The sequence below is a fragment of the Chryseobacterium sp. VD8 genome, from assembly GCF_037149975.1.
GTDB classification, from domain to species: Bacteria; Bacteroidota; Bacteroidia; order Flavobacteriales; family Weeksellaceae; genus Chryseobacterium; species Chryseobacterium indicum.
This window is the reverse complement of sequence record NZ_JBBCQL010000008.1, coordinates 25,159-42,020: the sequence shown is the minus strand read 5'-3', so window position 1 is coordinate 42,020 and position 16,862 is coordinate 25,159. Positions and strand designations below refer to the sequence as shown.

Here is a 16,862-nt window from a genome sequence, read left to right as displayed (position 1 = left end):
TGGGTAAGCCGAAGATGAATTATTGATCTTATTAGAACCGCCTCTCCGATAATTCTATTTTTATCCTCATCTTTTATAGAGGATGATTTTGATACTCCTTCGATGATGCTGTTACAGATGTAGATTTCTTTGTATGCATTTGTCCACAATGTTTTTAGAACCGTATTGGTTGGTAATACCTGAGTATTATATATGTCCAGGTAAGCCGTTTGAGACGCCGCCATATAATTATCGAGATCGTCAGCGTAACTTCCCAAGAGTGCTCCCAAGCCTCTTGTCCCGCCAGACAATACGGAATTATACTGTAATTCCGCGTATAAATTACTTAATACAGCATCGGCATTGCCGACGTTACTATATACATCTGTACTGCTAATTTGGTTTGTCGGCTGGTCGGGCTCTATCAAATTGTCGCAGGAGATAAAGTTAAATGCTGTGATCCCAAAAAGAAAAAGTATGTTATATTTATTTCTCATAATTTTAAAAAGTTATTTGACATCCTAAAGAATAAGTTTTCAAAGGGGGAAGATATCCGGTTGACGTAAACTCGGGATCGAGACCGAAATAGTTCGTCCATGTCGCCAGATTTTGTCCCTGAACATATACTAAAGCCTGCTTTATCCATGAAGACCTAACAGGTATTTTGTAGTTTAACTGGATATTTTTTAGCCTTATAAATGATGCATCGCCGATCGCTGCTGTACTTGCGATGTAGTTCGCTGTAAGCGCATTAATCTGTGCATTGGTTCCGGCTGAGTAAGGCATAATAAAACCGCCTTGATTGTTTTGAGACCATACATTTGTAAACGCAGCTGGCTGATTGTTCATATTGCCGGGGTAGGGCATAGTACTTATGTAGTTGTAGTTGGTCTGTTTTACGAACTGGAATAGGAATGACAGGCTCAAGTTTTTGTAGCTAATTTCATTCTGCCATCCGCCAAAGAATTTCGTTCCGATATTTTCAATGGCTTTATTGTCATCGGGACTGCTTATTTTGCCATCCCCATTGTAGTCTTTAAAGAGATATGATCCAGTGCTGGGGTCAATACCTTCATATTGGTATAGCTTGACGATAGAAGTGGGGTAGCCTATTACATACGTATTAGCGTATGATGAACCCTCCAGTCCTGGAAAAGATAACAGTTTGCTTTTGGGAATCGTGATATTGAAGGAAGAGCTCCAATTCCATTTATTACCTCTGATAGGATGTGCTGACAGCTCTACTTCCCATCCGGTATTCTCAACGGTTGCATCCAGGTTGGATTGCACCGATGAAAAACCTGTTGTAGCGGGTAATGGGATTCCAACCAACTGATTGGATGAACGGTTTTGGTAATATGCGGATTGGAGCATCAGCCTATCTTTCAAGAAGCCGAGCTGAATCGCAACCTCTAGTTTTTTTGTTTTTTCCCAGCTGAAATAAGGATTGTAAAGCCTTGATGGATAAAATCCTACGACATCATTGTAGGAACTTGTTGATAAGGTATATGTATCAAGAAACTGGTAGTCACCGATAGCATCGCTTCCGGTCAGACCGAAGCTTCCTCTTAATTTTCCTGTACTGAGCCATCTGCTGTTTTTTAAAAAGCTCTCTTCTGAGAACAACCATGCTGCGCCAAGTGCTCCAAAGTTTGCAAATCTGTTAGCTGAACCAAAGCGGCTGGAACCGTCCCGCCTTGCGGTTAGATTAAGTATATATCGGTTTGCAAATTGATAATTTACTCTTCCATATAGAGAAACATAGCGATAATCAATATCGATTTCGTCTCTGAATGTCTTTGTTGTTGCCGCTGCAATATTGTACAGTAAAGCGTTGCTTGAAAATCCTGTCCCTGTTATGCCTGATTGCTGATTCCTTGTCGTTTGCAATGAACTTCCTACCAAGACCTGCAGTTCATGTCTGTTGATTTTTTTGTTCCACGATAATTGCGGTTCTACTATGAATGAGAATATTTTATTAAGACCCTTTGAGGAAGTTGAATATTGTGGACTGGAACCTGACGTTGAAGCCGGGTTGTACATTGTGTTTGGTTTGACGGCAAATTCTTCAAAGTCCTGAAAGTTCATACCACCATTTATTTTGAAATTTAAGCCAAGCCCTATTAAATAGTCCACATTAAGGCTTTGATTAAACTGTTTCATCGTATTGTTATACACGCCTTCCAGCGAAGCAATTGGATTGGCGAATGTCCCATCTTCCCAATTTAATGTTCCATCTGGCTTATAAAGAGCAGGTGCATTGGGGCTTAAAAACAGGGATCGGTTGGTGAGATCCGTGTTAATTACATTATTATCAGAAGTTCTGAAATTGTTTGTAAATGAGAGGGTCAACTTTTTATTAGGAGATTTATAATTGTAGCTTGACATCAAAGTATTTACCTTATAGCGAAAATTGCCCGGAAAAACTGTGGTTTGCTCAGTATGCCCTCCGCTAATTAAAAAGCTACTGTTGGCTCCTCCGCCACTTAACGAAATCATAGTTGACTGTAACTCTGCCCAATTGCCTATTAAGACTTTTTGCCAATCTGTATATCGCGATTGATCCCATTTTCCATTGATATCGTAGGCATTGGAAGGATAGGTAGCGATTCCAGAATTCGCATAAGCCTGCCTTCTCATTGAAATATACTGCTCGGTATTCATCATTTCCATATGGTTTGCCACCTTACTTAGTCCATAGTTGGTATTCAGGGAAACTTCTAACCGTCCTTTTGTGCCGCGTTTAGTCGTGACGAGAACAACGCCATTCGCACCACGTGTACCGTAGATGGCTGTCGCATCAGCATCTTTAAGGATTTCAATGCTTTCGATATCGTTGGGGTTAATGGAGTTTAGAGGGCTAATATTGCCGGAAGGAAGGATGGCGGCAGAGTTTTGTGCATTGACACGCCCTCCGTATGGAACACCATCGATGATATATAAAGGTTCGTTTCCAGCACTTCTCAGACTGTTTTTGCCACGAATCTGAATATCAAAGCCAGCACCGGGAACTCCCGTACTTTGCGTGATATTCACTCCGGAAACCCGCCCCTGTATAGAAGAAAGAACATTAGTGACAGGCTGGTTTGCAATTTCTTTTGCTGTAACCTTCGCGATATTTCCCGTACTTTCTTTTTCTTTTACTTTGTAATAACCTGCGTTAAGCACAACTTCTTCAATTTGCCTTTCCCTATTGCTTAAAGCAATATTGGCAGTGGATATTGTTCCGATGTCTAGCCGTTGTTCTGCATAATCTGGATGTTTGAAAATAAGAACGGGATTGTTTCCGGCAACTTGGATCTGATATTTCCCGGAAGAATTAGTAATTGTAACTTCTGTACTGCCTTCCTGAAATACCGAGACATTACTGACTGGCTGCCCATTTTGTGTGACCGTTCCCGAGATGGTTCTTACTTGTCCTATTGCCATTCCCGAGACTAGCAGGGTTAAAGTGGCTGAAAGTTGAATACAGCCTAGCCTGCAAAAGTTTTTTTTCATACTTTTGATATAGTTTAATTTATTAGACTTTGCTCTTTCCAACCAGCGTCAACTTTGCGGAAAGGGCTTTTTTATTATGTTTTAGGGGATTCTTAAGTAGTGTTATTCATTCTTTGCTTATTTGATTAATGGTTATTTTTTCTTTTGGATTCCTCTTTCTAAGATGAGGTATGATGCATCAAGCATTTTGCATAAATGCAGGTATGGAACAAAGATTTTACTTTCAGCGGTGTGAGAATAGGTACCCAACGAAAAATAGACAGCCACCGAAATGTAGTACTCGAAATCTTTGATGGAGTATTCTCCAAAAGCCTTTTGAAATACCAGTATTGGGTTTATAAATTCACCATCTGAAAGTGAACCCTGTGCTAATGGCGAATAATTCTCCCCCGGTTCATTGACTTTCCATCTTTTTTCTTTCTGCCATAGGAGAAAACACGCACGCACTAAAGACCGTAAAGCCTGATGAAAGTGGAAAATAGTCGAGGAATCTTCCGGTATTACAGACTTCTTTTTGCCCGAATAAATCATAATTTGGTTCAATAGTTCTTTGGCGGCCACAAGGTCGTTGAATTGGAAAAAGTTCTTAATAAGTTTTATCCCTGAATTTGTACGACTGCCAGACCAGAATCTGCTTTCCAAATCTATTCTCTTGGTTTTCAATAGCTGTTGTATGAGTTTTTGTTTTTTATGACCGTATTGGAGGAAGCCTTACCAGTGAAGAAAACTTCCGCCTCTACAGGTCTAAATTTAATATGAATGAAATTTACTCTTAGTGTGAGCTATAAAGCTCCAATGGATGCGCTGCCATTGTAACCTGCCTAATCTTTATAGTAAAAGCAGCTTAGAAATAGTGGAGTAGGCGGACAGCATTAGAATAAAAACGGCGTGGAACTCTACTTACTGGATAGGGGTACTGGCATACCTTGCAACAGATAAGAGAGCCCACGCCGCGCGGTCGTGAGCAATCTGCTTATCGTCTCGTTGCTAAAAAGTGCCAGTTTTTCTATCCGAGATTCTAAGCGAATGCTTTTAATATTTTTTTAAAGTTTCGCAAAAATACATCAATATTTTGATGTTTCAATATGCGAATATAATAAAAATAATTTACATATGTGTAATTGTTAAGGTTGTTTTTTATTACTCCATTTGTTAGTATGAGAAAGCAAACTAAAATTCCAGAATTAACTGATGCAATTTCAGAAGTAATTAAAGACCTTTATAAACAAAGTGGCAAGGCATTGTTAGATGTTAACAATGAATATTTTACTGAATATGGAAAAAATCTTGCTTTGGAGCGGTATACTTCTACTGACCATAATATTACTTGTAGTAAATTATTTGCAATCTGCGATTATTTTGAGATTTCATTGTCAGAATTTTTCAGTAGAGTTGAAGACAAAAATAAGATGCTAAAATTTAAAAAAGATCGAAAAGGAGTATTAGTCAAGAAAGCCTATAAAGAATCATGAAATAGCTAAGAAATAAAATATTTATTCTAAGAGAAGTGATAGCTACGTAAGGCATTGCATCGATAGGTGTAATATTTTTTATTTTCTTTAGTCAGACTTCAAAAAGCTAGTTAGGGTAATAATTTTGTTTTCCTTGGAATCATAAACTGCTTCGACATAGAAATTGAAAAGTTTATACAATGCAAATCTAACATTGCCTTTCTCTGACGTATTGATGAACTCGCCGAGGGTGAATGCCAAGTTGTATTGTTCTTCCTTTGGGAGCTGAGTAAATTCGTAAAAAGATAATTCCTTTTCCATTTATTTTTCACTGATTTCTTTATAATATCTTTCGGAACATTGTTGTAGAACTTCTTCGGTCTCTTTCAGATTTTTGTGTAGAATAACAATCCAGATGGATAGTAAAATAATACATATTGTAGCCAAGATGCTGTAGATTTTCATTGTTTTCATATTTGTATTTTCATAAAGATAACAAACTTTTTCGAAATAGCATTCATATTGTCGTGGAAATGAAAACACAATAGCCCCTCAGGACGTTTGGGACAACAAATAGTAAATTAGTAGGGCTAATGCAGTTTTAAAAAAATGAAAAATTTTGTATCAATATGTTTTTGTATATTGAAGATAAAAGCTGATAAATGAATATCGATGAATTAAGAGAGCTACTTGACCAATTTCTAAATCGGTGGCCTATTGAAAACATTAAAAGTATGTCTTTACAAGAATATGTTGGATTAAAAAATAAAGACACTTTCTGCCAGTGGGTAGAAACTAAAACACGAATGCTAGGAAGTATAAAGGGGATGACTTCTATAAAATTTGGTATTTATCAAAGACAGGATCAGGCCAAAAGACCTAAAAATTACGAAAATGATGATGAATATTCTTGGTTGGCAGCTTACGGAGAGGAGAGGGGAGCAGCATTTAAAAAAGTACAAGATGAAATCATAAAAATTATTCAGCTGTCTGAACTTGGAAAATTTGAGCAAATTGATGATTTAGTTTTGCCTGATCTGTTTAAGTGGAAGGTTGCGTTTTTATATTCTAATGAGAGGCTTATCCCAATTTTCAAGAATGATGTTTTAATTAAAATAGCTGAACATTTTGGTCTGAAAACAAATCGGCGTACAACAATTTCACAAATACAAAATGTGATGATGCAAAATAAGCCTGTAAATCTGGATGTATATTCTTTTATGAGGCAACTTTATGACCAGTTCGGAAATACTGAAAATGCCGTCGATGTTGCGGTTGCGATACATCATCTAAGAAAAAAATTACGGTCAAGGAAAGCCGCAAGCAAAATAAATACGGAAGAACATATTAGGACTACTGTAGCCCGTTCTTTTATTGCTCAAAAGAAACATGGTAAGATTCAGCAAGCACTGTATAAGTTACTATGTGCTCAATATGGTGAAAAAAACGTGTTTCCTGAAGAAAATTTTGTTGATATAAAACTTATTCAAAAGGACTACATTACTTTTTATGAAGTAAAATCATCATCTTATGCTTCTGAATGTATAAAAGAAGCTCTGGGACAGGTTTTACTATATTCATTTAATGACTGCGATGAAAGGCCAAAAAAACATATTGTGGTTGGACAATATCCGGCAAACGATAGTGATAAAAAGTACATTGAATTTTTAAAACAGAATTTGAAACTGGAATTTGATTATATAAATATCGAAATAGAATAGATATTTCCTGGAGAGAAATTTTCACAACATCACTATAAAGCTAAACTACTAAATAATAACCATGTTCGGACATCTAATAAAATTTTCAGAAGCTTACGAGGAGCCCTTTCCTAGTAAACCTTTGGATTTAATCGCAGAAATTCCAAAAGAAGAACTCATTGCTACGGTTGTAGCTATAAATTCAAAAATAAATCCTGTCTATAGCTCATACATAGATGATTCGCGCGAAACGCAAGTAGCTTGCTTAAGATTTTTATTTTTGGATAATCATAATAACCTAGAGGATTCAAATTGTTTAGATTTTATAAATGAATATTTAAAAACACCGCAAAATTATGTTCTATTTTCGCGGGTAACCTGTCTCTATGCTTTGCAGGAAATTTTAAATTCTAACAATTTTACAGAGAAGACACCTCGGTATACAATTCAGAATAGGGAGCAAATTCTTCGATATCTGCTATGTGTAAACAGCAATGTTTTGGTATTTGACCAAGAATACAGGTCAAGTGGTTATGAAAAACTCGGTGAAAGATTTTTCGAGTTTTTTATGTTTAAAGAATTACCCCAAAATCAATATTATCATAGCCTTAACCCCGTCAATTTCCTTTATAAGTCATTTTCATTACTTACAACAATTGAGAAAGATGAATTTTTTGGTAAACATTTTTCTGATTATCTGAAAAAGACTTTCAAGATTGAATCCTTGATAGAGTTCTTCAAATTTTTAGCTTATACCTACTTTAAAAGCTTCGACAATAAGTTGGATGTTAGTTACATTAATATTTTAGCAGACAATAGGGAATATGTAGATATCCTTGATGCTTTTAGTAAACGAAATGTAACTGGAAAAATTGAGAAAACAGATTTAAAAATTTTCGATTTTATGGAAATCAAGAAGAATCCTTTATTTAGAGCAAGTGATGAATATAATAGAAATTTAATAACTTATTTAATTCTTGACAATAAATTATTGCTTGAAAAAACATACTCTTTATTCATCAATGATTTCTGGTTTGATTATTTAAAACCTTTTAATATTTGTAATAGAAATGATTGGGGAAATTTCATCGGGGATAAATTTTTTGAACCCTTTATTGAAAATATTTTTTCAGAAGCCTTCAGAGATAACCCAAGAGTAGTTTTCAGACATACTAATGACTTAAAATTTAAACTGGATGGAAGAAATGAAATTGAATATGCCGATTACTATATTCGTGAAAAAAACAAGATTATACTGGCAGAAGCAAAAAGTAATTACCTTCCCTTAGTTAATGGGTATAAAACCGTTAAAACGCTTGAGGATTTTGACAAAATTGACTTTGAAAAATTTTACAAAGATTATGGCTTAATACAGCTTGCGAAAAAGACTATTAAAGAATTCCATAACTACAAACATTATATAAAAGATCCTTTATTTGATTTTAGTAGAAAAGTTCATCTATATCCCACTTTGATTGTAAATGATTTTATTTTCAGTTCCGGTTATACTTCAATGGCATTTAAGCGCAAATTTGAGAGTTTGCTTCTCTCCGAAAATATTGAAATAGAAAATGAATTGCATAAAATTCACCCGCTGACCATCATAAATGTTGCTGATCTGCAAAATATAAAAATGTCACTTCAATTAAGAAAGCAAAGTATTTTCAATATATTTAGGCATTATCATTCTTGTTCAGGGTATGAAGCTATTCAAAGAACCGGAGAAACAACTAGAGGCTTGTTAACGGTTGAGCATTCAATAAACAAATTAATAAAATCAAATTTAGTAGCCAACAAGAAGTTTGATTGGATTGAGAATTAAATGTGCACTTATGGGCCAAAGGATTGAGTGGCGTACAATTTTATATTTAGAAGGATTTAATATTTTGCTATTTTTGTAGTATGAGTGATATAGATAAATTAACGGTTATTGATAGAGATTTAGTTGAAAATATTAAATCTATAATCTTATCGTCAAGAAAAAGTTTATCTCAACGTGTCAATCAGGAATTGATTTTTACTTATTGGAGAATCGGTAAAGAGATTGTCGATACAGAACAGAAGAATAATTTAGATAATCAGTCATCAAGGCAGATAATTTTGAATTTATCAAAACTTCTTACAAAGGAAATTGGAAAAGGATTTTCTCGTTCCAACCTTTTTAATATGAGAAAGCTTTATACCGAATATCCGGATGTCCAGTCGCTGACTGGACACTTAACCTGGACACATTTTTGTGAGCTTTTAATTATAGAAGATAAAGCAAAACGTAGTTTCTATGAGAAAGAAACCGTAAATTCAAACTGGTCTATTCGGGAATTGAAAAGACAAATTGATAGTTCTTTATATGAAAGGCTTTTGCTTCAAAAGGATCTAAGAATAAAGAAAAAGTTCTAGAATTAGCTCGAAAAGGACAAGAAATAACAAATGCGGATGATATTTTAAAAAATCCGTATGTTTTTGAATTTCTTGGAATTCCTGAGAATAAGCCAATTTTAGAAAGAGATTTGGAAGCAAAACTAATCAGGCATATCGAAGATTTTTTGTTGGAATTAGGTCGTGGATTTATGTTTGTCGGTTCCCAGCAAAGAATAACTATCAATAATAACCATTATTATGTCGATATGGTGTTTTACAACAAGATTCTACGATCGTATATCCTGATTGAGCTTAAAACAACTAAACTTAACGTTGCTGACGGAGGTCAATTAAATACATACTTAAACTATTACAAAACAGAAATTAATGATGACAATGATAATCCACCAATAGGAATAATTCTGTGCGCTGAAAAAGACGATATCACAGCAGAATATATCTTAGGAGGATTTGAAAATAATGTATATGCTTCAAAATATGTAACAATTTTACCTGATAAGCAAGAGCTTATAGAGGAAGTTGAAAACGCATTGAAAGAATAAGTAATTTTATAATGCAAATTTTCGGCGCGAAAATATGATCCGCAATAGTAATCTTAAATTTTCTTAAATATTTTCCGTTATAAAACAGGTTATATATATTTGTATTGAATCTCATCTATAATTGAGTTTTCATGGTTATTAGTTTTTAGTCCCCGGATGAGTTGGGGACTTTTTTTACTTAAATAAAAGAACTTAACTTTTTGATTTTTAACTATAATTCCGTAGTTTTATTTTAGTTAAGCATAATTTTAAAAAAACTAATGATAAAGACCATTTTTATTCCAGCATATTTCAAGCCTATTCTGCAAAATGTAAGTGAAAATATTCCAACCGGAGAAACAAAACGAAATTGGTTAGGAGCTGAAAAGCCAATCACAAAAAGAATCGTATCTGAAAAAGTTGTTGGTTGGTCAGATTCGGAAATTGATGGAGAACGATTGTCTAATGATATAAACAGCGAAATGGAAAAGTGGTCTTCTAAAAATGTGAGAATTATCTCAATTTCTCCAATCACATCAGGTCGCTACAATTATCAATATAGTTCACAAGGTATTTCGAGTTCACCTCGGCTTTTATCTGATACAGAAAAAGTAAGTGGGGGTGGAAGCTATGGGTTCGGATATGGATACAGTTATACGGAAGGAGTGTTGATTTGTATTGAAATCATAGACGACAAAAACTAAACATTATTTTCAATATCATAGGAGCTATAGCAATAAAAATTCGTCAGAGAAATTAGGACTGTAAATTTACATTAATACAAAAAACTACTAAAGCAGCATCTCGTCAAAACAAAATGCTGCTATAAGAAAGTGCTCTAAGACAAATTCAATTTTCGGTCATATAACCTCGCAAATGTCTTCCACATTTGCTATGTGAATTACATATCGTACATTCTCTGAATACTAACTTTTTGAATTCTTTATAGTGTTGCAAACGGCAACTAAGTCTGCAAGAATACTTGTGCAATGTAAAAAAATAGTAGCTGTATTCCCCATCTGAATTTTTTAGAAAAAATCGATAGTCACACCCTGATATATCAACTTTTACCAAATACATTTTCTTTTTGTATAAAATATTAATCTTCATAAGTTTATAATTAAAGTACAACTATACGACCTACTTTAGTTAAATACTTTTTTGCTTATTTAAAAATATATATTATTGATTTGTAAGTGTATATGCTGTTTGTCTCGATTGATTTGTTAAACTTAAGTCTACTATGTTTCCGAATTAACTTATTGAAGTTATTCTTTATTCGTATTGTATAAATGAGATTTCGACTTTTTTAGGAAAGCATTAGACTGTGAAGTAATATTTGTATATTTATGAAATAACTAAAACTATGAAAATACCAAACGATAATTCCATTGAACAGCTTTTTATAAAGCCGACATTTTCTTACTATAATCATCTAAAATTTATTATAAAGCAAGGTGACATTGTAAACAAAGAAATTTTTTCTGTTGCGGGTAAAGTTTATAATGGGATCTTTGCTCTTTTAGCCCAGATATCTGATAAAACTGTCTTCTGCAATGCCAATTTGATTGACTTCAGCAGCCATAAAGATTATGAAATCCAGCGGCAGGAGCAGCATGAACAATATAATGTTCATAATCCTGAAGCAAATCAAACTGTGGTTCCAATTTTATATGAACATGAGCAATTTGTAAGTGTGTTGGAGAAGCAATTTATAAAATGGTGGGAAGAACATACTAGAGCTATTATAGTAAATAAGTATGGAGATCTTAAAAATGCAAACTCCATATGCCAATTTGCGAGACAAGTCCGAAATTCTTTTGGGCATTCACAGGTTAATGTCACTGTAAGTAATTGTCCATACCCGATTTGGAACGGGTTAAATCTAAAAAATTGTAATGGACAAAATATACACTCACTATTAACCATTGCCGACTTTATCAACTTTTGGATAGAATTCGAGAATTTAGAATTGTAATTTACTTTTTAAGCAGTAATAGTTTGAATATAAAATAAAAGCAAATAGTAAACTCTCACGGTTTTTAAACTTTAACAAAACAAATGGACAATAAACATATCATTGAATATCTAGATTATTATATTAACTCAGATAATATCAATTTTGCTGTACTACTAAAGGGCAGCTGGGGGGCTGGTAAAACTTTTTTTATAAAAAAATTAATTGAAAAATGGAGTACTCCGGACATTGCTGCAGACGAATTTGTAGGTCTCAATCCTATCTATGTTTCTTTAAATGGCGTTAGTGAAAAGAAGGAAATTATTTTAAAACTAAAAGAGAAAATTAATCCTTTTCTACATTCAAAAGGTGTAAAAGTAGCATCTGCGATCCTAAAAGGTTTCATTAAATCGACATTAAAAATTGATTTGGATATTGATGGAGATGGAAATGATGATGCAAGCGCAAATATAAATTTTGATCCGATTTCGATTTTTAAGGCAGAAAACGAAAATATCAAAGGTAACAGGATTATCATTTTTGACGATATTGAAAGGTGTAAAATTCCAGTTGATGAAATATATGGATTTATTAATGATTTTGTAGAGCATTCAAAATGTAAAATTATTTTGATTTCTGATGAAGATAAAATCATTGAAAGAGATAAGGAGGAAAAAAATTTAACCCCTTATGCTTCGTTTAAGGAGAAAATAATTGGCCAAGTGTTTGAGATCAAACCGAACACGGAGGAGGCAGTTCAATATTTTATTAATCTTTTAAAACCAGAAACTCAAGCTGTGTTAAATGCAAATAAAGCATTAATATTTAGTGTTTTCAATGCTTCAAATGCTAAAAATCTGAGAGTTCTGCAGCGTGCTTTATTTAATTATGAAAGACTTTTAAATCTGCTAGACCAGGATCTTAAAAAAGATGCTGAAAATTATGAACTACTCACGAGAAGTTTATTGGGATATTATTTGATATTTCATATTGAGTATAATACCGGCAATTTGAATATTGTGGATTTTCAGCAATTATTCATCGGAGATGAAAAAAAATACGATTACCAAAGCTATGAAGAGGCAATCAAATCTTACAGTTTGCTTCATTCCACAAAGCTATTTACGGCAGAGAAATTACTTGGATTCATTAGTCACGGTAATTATGAAGAGTTGATAGTTGAACTAAATAACTGTTCAATTTTTCGTCCGGCTGAGGAAAAAGATTGGGAAAAGTTGTGGTATTGGAAATTTTTAGAGGATAGAGTCTATACAGAAATTTTAGCAAAAGTTGAGAAAGAATTCTTTGAAGAGGGAAATTTACACTTTACTGAAGTCTTACATATTTCAGGTATATTATTGAATTTAATTGATAATGAATTATACAATCGCAGCACAAAAGCAAATATTATTAGTAGAGCAAAAGTACTGTTTGCTGCTTGCGAAGAGCTTAAGGATGTTACGGATGTACACCTGTTATTAAGGGGTTCATGGAGAAAGTCTTATGCGTCGGAGCATACGTCTGAGTTTCAAGAAATATTAAAATCTTTAAAAGACCATATTAAACAAAATCAATCGAAATCAGCAACCGATTTTGTAAAAGCCACACTTTTAGGTTTAGGTGATGACAATGTTGATCAGTTGTATGATAAATTTCAAAAATATGACTGGTCAACAGGTAATTTGTTAGAAAGAACATCAATTCTTAAAACTATTTCAGCTGAAGAATTTTCGGAAGTAATATTTAAATTAAACAATGAGTCAATCTTTAATTTAAATGGCTATTTTAATTATCGTTATTTTCCTGAAAAGACTTTTGCAAATGCAAAAATTGAGGATTATCATAGATCGGAGTTCGAATTTATAAGTTCTCTTAGAACAATCTTGATCGAAAAGCATTCTAAATTGGTGGGTGAGCCTATTAAAGCAATAACAATCAAAAACTTTATTGATGATCTGGAGAAGATTTCGCTAAGATTAAATAAGTAATATTTTAAGAAGTATTTTTTTTATATAATTATTTGGTGCTGTACGAACTATTATTAGTTGTCAAGTGCCAATTATCGATTATGATGCAGTTAACTAATCTGAAATGTGTTTGTCCCTATCGATGGTTAACTGACACTTAATCAATGTATATTATTTTCTTTTTTCCAAACTGCCAATTCTTTAGGGTGCTCCTTGTCATTGGGATAATTTTCTTTTATGAACTCGAATTGCTTTTTGGTGAGCAATACCATTCTTCCATCATTTTGGGATGATATAGGGTAAAATCTTTCTTCACTATTCTGTATTTCTAATTCTTCGTTCAACATCTCGATAAACCTGACGTAAGCAATGTTCCAATCCTGCTTACTAAAATTATTGTCAAAAGCAATATATTCTCTGCTGTTCAATTCTATTGTATGTCTCCAATGCTTTTCATTTTGAAAGCTTTTTTCATTGGAATAATTTAATTTCAAGCCCAGTTTCTCAAAGACAGGTTTTACAGTTTTCAAGTAATTTATCAAGCCTCCAACTTTAAAGAGTTCTTCACTATCAATAAAATAAAAACGGTTATCCAGAAATTCCAGTGTCTCTCCTCGGAGTGCACCTTCAAAAAAATTATTCTCATTATAAGCTCGGGCTAATTCCTCTTTTTCATCATTAAGGTCAGACTTTTCTGTCAGATTAAAGAAATTGAGTTTTTCCAGTTTATTAACGATTTCTGTCCCGTTGGATTTTCTTTTTTTTATATTTATAGTAGGTTTTACGGCGATGGAATTACTGTTTTCTAATTTTGAATTGCATCCAAGTGCAAAAAAGCTGAAAATTAGGTAATGAATTTTTTTCATTTTGTTTATTACTTGAGAATTTATAGGGAAAGAATTAGAACTTTAAATCTTAATTTCAAAATAGATAATACTTATCGACACTAAAAATTGCGGATTTGAATAAAATATGAGGATTCTTTTAATTGTTGCTTTGAAATGATACACACTAGTCCCACCAAAGGAAAAATTCATTAGAATCTGCAAGTGATTTCTCCAATTCCTCTATACTTCCAACACCTTGGTCTACGATGTCGGGACAAAAATCATAGACTTCTTTTGCAAATTTCGGAATGTTTGTGGGTTTATTTTTAAACTTCCCAGAAACAAAATCAGGGCCGACTGCCTCCAGCTCAATCCCGTATTTGGAATCCCAATCTTTTAATTTATTGATTATCATTTGGGTGTCAATATCATAGTTTACGCCATTTGTTGCTTCAAAGAGCAATGGTTCCAACTTATTATTAGATTGGAGAATAGTAATTATATCATCTTCATTACCGTAATTTTCTGCGGATTTGTAAACAATCAATTTCTTATCTTTCAGTTCCCGTGCGAATTTTTTGACAATTAGATCTGCATTTTCAGCTTTTGCCCTAATTATTATTGCCGCCGGTAAATTTTTTGAGTAATTTTTGAGATTTCGAAAATACTCAAAAAGAATCTCCCTGTCTTTATTCCCTTTTGCCACTTCAAAAACACCCATTGACAATCCTTTAATTTTTTCCGCAGTTCCTTGGTCTAAATTGATTTCTTGGGTGAGCTTTATCTCATTAGCATTAAGATTCTTGGTCTTCTCACAAGAAACAAATACTAAAAGACATAATAAGTTAATAATGATACTTTTCATTTGTGTTTTATATTATCTATTGATAATGAATTCATGTTCATCAAATATTGCAAAAAAGCAAAGTTTATAATGAATATTTATCTTTTATAGCAAGAAATTTACGAAAAATTATATTAGTTATAAAAATTTTTTAACACTTCACTTTTTAGTGTTGTTTTTGAGAATTTATTATATCAATGTTTAATAATAAGGAAAAAAAGAACAAACATATTTTAAGATAAGTGATACAGGGTTCAATGTCATAGTAATACCACAATTACTTAAAAGCCTATCAATAGGTTTTCTAATAGCAACTATAATCCTAAATCTATCTTATCTCCAGTACTAAAACAACGCAGATAAAATTGAACTTTAAATGTTACATGAACTCAACCATATCTAGAAATCTTAAAATTATATAAATTCAAAATATTAAAATATAAATTTTCAAGCCTTTTTCATCAATACTTTTGATCGATCAAAAAAATAAATAATTATGAAAAAAGCAATTTTATTAGCTGCCTTCGGAGTAGCTGGGTTAGTAAGTGCCAAAACAGCTGACTTAAAAATTTCAGAGAAACAAGTTGAAAAAATTGAAAAAACTAAAACTTCTTTTCAGCTTTGCGGAGTCAACGTTAATTTTTATGATAGTGAAGGGAACTGGACAGGCTCTCAATGGTTCGTAACTGATGCTCCAACGCTTTCATCTTGTCAAGTATTTCAAACTATTGTCAAATGGAATTTATCGCAGGCAGGCTATACTGTTACGGCTGAATAGTTATGAATTTAAAAAAAATAGCTTTTACGATTTTTTTCGTAATGTTTTTTTTACATGGACTTGCACAGCAAGTCCATGTAAAATATTATCATGTCAGATCACCTATTGCGACTTTGTACGAAGACCTCTATGTGAAAGATAATGATGTTATATCCATTCAGGATTCTATTATTAATTTTAATTCGGGAGGTACTACTTCGGCAGTTAAGCAGACAGGAAAGCCGGTAAGTAAAAACTATTTTATTTCAAAACTTAAAGACAACGGCAAAACAAAAGATTTCTTTTTTACAGGCTTAGACAGAGATACAAAGTATTTTATTCATGATAATGTTGCTAAACCAGTATGGAAGATCGACGAAACAAAAACAAAAAAGATTCTTGGATATGATTGCATAAAGGCAACCGCCAATTTTAGAGGATCGGAGGTCACAGCGTATTTTACCAAAGAATTACCATATTCGGCAGGGCCTTTTAAATTCTTTGGCTTGCCAGGAGTAATATTAGATATCAGAGAGGACAATAAAAATTTCAATATATGGAAGGCTGAAAAAGTGGAATTATCAGTCGATCCAACCATTAATTTTACCCCTAAGCTAAGCAGTTATCCCAAAATGACTATGAAGGAATTTATAGATATGAAAGAAGGATCACAAAATAAAGAAATGTCAGACATTTTAAGTAAGATGCCACAGGGTACAAGACTGGATAACGGAATATCAAAAAAGAGACTTGGTTTGGAAAAATCATTTGAATGGGAGCTACTGTACTCTCATTAGTAGTATAATTGTAAAAAGGCACTGTAAAAGTGCCTTTTATTTTTCTATATTAATGGTTTTTACGATTACTACTATTTTTACGGTTACCTTTGTATAATCCCGTTGGGCTAAAAATTTTTTTTTCTGAAGGTTATATGACTCAAATATAAATAAACCGACATATTGGTTGTAATTACTTTCTATTA

At 33.0% G+C, this 16,862-nt stretch carries 16 protein-coding genes; 10 read left to right on the top strand and 6 right to left on the bottom strand.

Translation table 11 applies throughout. The annotated features are described in order from the left end of the window. The 3 genes from WFK35_RS01930 to WFK35_RS01920 form a co-directional block, all read right to left on the bottom strand. The coding region (locus WFK35_RS01930; RefSeq protein ID WP_336731085.1) for a RagB/SusD family nutrient uptake outer membrane protein at positions 1-476 on the bottom strand (476 nt) is incomplete at its 3' end. A gap of 4 nt (positions 477-480) precedes the next feature. After that, a complete protein-coding gene (locus WFK35_RS01925; RefSeq protein WP_336731084.1) occupies positions 481-3,477 on the bottom strand; it encodes a SusC/RagA family TonB-linked outer membrane protein in 2,997 nt (998 codons plus the stop codon). Between the two features lie 132 nt (positions 3,478-3,609). Next, entirely contained in the window at positions 3,610-4,008 is a 399-nt protein-coding gene (locus WFK35_RS01920; protein ID WP_336731082.1) for a hypothetical protein, read from the bottom strand. Between the two features lie 626 nt (positions 4,009-4,634). Between WFK35_RS01920 and WFK35_RS01915 the strand changes: the two genes are divergently transcribed. Beyond that, positions 4,635-4,949: a hypothetical protein gene (locus WFK35_RS01915; protein ID WP_002978349.1), complete on the top strand. Its 315-nt coding sequence runs from the start codon at positions 4,635-4,637 to the stop codon at positions 4,947-4,949. Positions 4,950-5,249: 300 nt separating this feature from the next. Here WFK35_RS01915 and WFK35_RS01910 read toward each other — a convergent pair whose 3' ends face one another. After that, positions 5,250-5,402, bottom strand: coding sequence for a hypothetical protein (locus tag WFK35_RS01910; protein WP_002978352.1), 153 nt, complete (start codon positions 5,400-5,402; stop codon positions 5,250-5,252). Between the two features lie 188 nt (positions 5,403-5,590). On the opposite strand from WFK35_RS01910, the gene WFK35_RS01905 reads away from it, so the two are divergent. The 7 genes from WFK35_RS01905 (at position 5,591) to WFK35_RS01875 (ending at position 13,473) form a co-directional block, all read left to right on the top strand. After that, the gene (locus WFK35_RS01905) at positions 5,591-6,649 is read left to right on the top strand and encodes a hypothetical protein (protein WP_002978353.1); all 1,059 of its coding nucleotides are present in this window, start codon (positions 5,591-5,593) and stop codon (positions 6,647-6,649) included. 61 nt (positions 6,650-6,710) lie between these two features. Continuing rightward, entirely contained in the window at positions 6,711-8,450 is a 1,740-nt protein-coding gene (locus WFK35_RS01900) for a hypothetical protein (RefSeq protein WP_002978355.1), read from the top strand. Positions 8,451-8,530: 80 nt separating this feature from the next. Then, positions 8,531-9,025: a DUF1016 N-terminal domain-containing protein gene (locus WFK35_RS01895; RefSeq protein WP_336731079.1), complete on the top strand. Its 495-nt coding sequence runs from the start codon at positions 8,531-8,533 to the stop codon at positions 9,023-9,025. A 23-nt stretch (positions 9,026-9,048) separates the two neighbouring features. Then, positions 9,049-9,549: a PDDEXK nuclease domain-containing protein gene (locus tag WFK35_RS01890; protein WP_336731086.1), complete on the top strand. Its 501-nt coding sequence runs from the start codon at positions 9,049-9,051 to the stop codon at positions 9,547-9,549. 260 nt (positions 9,550-9,809) lie between these two features. Beyond that, entirely contained in the window at positions 9,810-10,232 is a 423-nt protein-coding gene (locus WFK35_RS01885) for a hypothetical protein (protein WP_047096302.1), read from the top strand. 662 nt (positions 10,233-10,894) lie between these two features. Beyond that, on the top strand, positions 10,895-11,506 hold the full coding sequence (locus WFK35_RS01880; protein ID WP_047096303.1) for a hypothetical protein: 612 nt from the start codon (positions 10,895-10,897) through the stop codon (positions 11,504-11,506). 83 nt (positions 11,507-11,589) lie between these two features. Further along, positions 11,590-13,473: a P-loop NTPase fold protein gene (locus tag WFK35_RS01875; protein WP_336731077.1), complete on the top strand. Its 1,884-nt coding sequence runs from the start codon at positions 11,590-11,592 to the stop codon at positions 13,471-13,473. A 140-nt stretch (positions 13,474-13,613) separates the two neighbouring features. On the opposite strand, the gene WFK35_RS01870 is transcribed toward WFK35_RS01875, so the two are convergent. Together WFK35_RS01870 and WFK35_RS01865 are read right to left on the bottom strand one after the other, a co-directional pair. After that, a complete protein-coding gene (locus tag WFK35_RS01870) occupies positions 13,614-14,318 on the bottom strand; it encodes a hypothetical protein (protein WP_047096305.1) in 705 nt (234 codons plus the stop codon). A 145-nt stretch (positions 14,319-14,463) separates the two neighbouring features. Further along, positions 14,464-15,144, bottom strand: a complete 681-nt coding sequence (locus tag WFK35_RS01865; RefSeq protein ID WP_336731076.1) for a DUF4253 domain-containing protein — start codon at positions 15,142-15,144, stop codon at positions 14,464-14,466. A gap of 475 nt (positions 15,145-15,619) precedes the next feature. Here WFK35_RS01865 and WFK35_RS01860 point away from each other — a divergent pair, with 475 nt between their 5' ends. After that, positions 15,620-15,901: a hypothetical protein gene (locus tag WFK35_RS01860; RefSeq protein WP_002978368.1), complete on the top strand. Its 282-nt coding sequence runs from the start codon at positions 15,620-15,622 to the stop codon at positions 15,899-15,901. Positions 15,902-15,903: 2 nt separating this feature from the next. Continuing rightward, the gene (locus WFK35_RS01855; RefSeq protein ID WP_052769180.1) at positions 15,904-16,677 is read left to right on the top strand and encodes a GLPGLI family protein; all 774 of its coding nucleotides are present in this window, start codon (positions 15,904-15,906) and stop codon (positions 16,675-16,677) included. Positions 16,678-16,862 lie beyond the last annotated feature (185 nt).

Coding starts and splice junctions, on each gene's coding strand:
- WFK35_RS01895 (WP_336731079.1), top strand. CDS start 8,531: ATGAGTGATATAGATAAATTAACGGTTATTGATAGAGATTTAGTTGAA.
- WFK35_RS01865 (WP_336731076.1), bottom strand. CDS start 15,144: ATGAAAAGTATCATTATTAACTTATTATGTCTTTTAGTATTTGTTTCT.
- WFK35_RS01880 (WP_047096303.1), top strand. CDS start 10,895: ATGAAAATACCAAACGATAATTCCATTGAACAGCTTTTTATAAAGCCG.
- WFK35_RS01855 (WP_052769180.1), top strand. CDS start 15,904: ATGAATTTAAAAAAAATAGCTTTTACGATTTTTTTCGTAATGTTTTTT.
- WFK35_RS01875 (WP_336731077.1), top strand. CDS start 11,590: ATGGACAATAAACATATCATTGAATATCTAGATTATTATATTAACTCA.
- WFK35_RS01870 (WP_047096305.1), bottom strand. CDS start 14,318: ATGAAAAAAATTCATTACCTAATTTTCAGCTTTTTTGCACTTGGATGC.
- WFK35_RS01920 (WP_336731082.1), bottom strand. CDS start 4,008: ATGATTTATTCGGGCAAAAAGAAGTCTGTAATACCGGAAGATTCCTCG.
- WFK35_RS01885 (WP_047096302.1), top strand. CDS start 9,810: ATGATAAAGACCATTTTTATTCCAGCATATTTCAAGCCTATTCTGCAA.
- WFK35_RS01915 (WP_002978349.1), top strand. CDS start 4,635: ATGAGAAAGCAAACTAAAATTCCAGAATTAACTGATGCAATTTCAGAA.
- WFK35_RS01860 (WP_002978368.1), top strand. CDS start 15,620: ATGAAAAAAGCAATTTTATTAGCTGCCTTCGGAGTAGCTGGGTTAGTA.
- WFK35_RS01900 (WP_002978355.1), top strand. CDS start 6,711: ATGTTCGGACATCTAATAAAATTTTCAGAAGCTTACGAGGAGCCCTTT.
- WFK35_RS01925 (WP_336731084.1), bottom strand. CDS start 3,477: ATGAAAAAAAACTTTTGCAGGCTAGGCTGTATTCAACTTTCAGCCACT.
- WFK35_RS01910 (WP_002978352.1), bottom strand. CDS start 5,402: ATGAAAACAATGAAAATCTACAGCATCTTGGCTACAATATGTATTATT.
- WFK35_RS01905 (WP_002978353.1), top strand. CDS start 5,591: ATGAATATCGATGAATTAAGAGAGCTACTTGACCAATTTCTAAATCGG.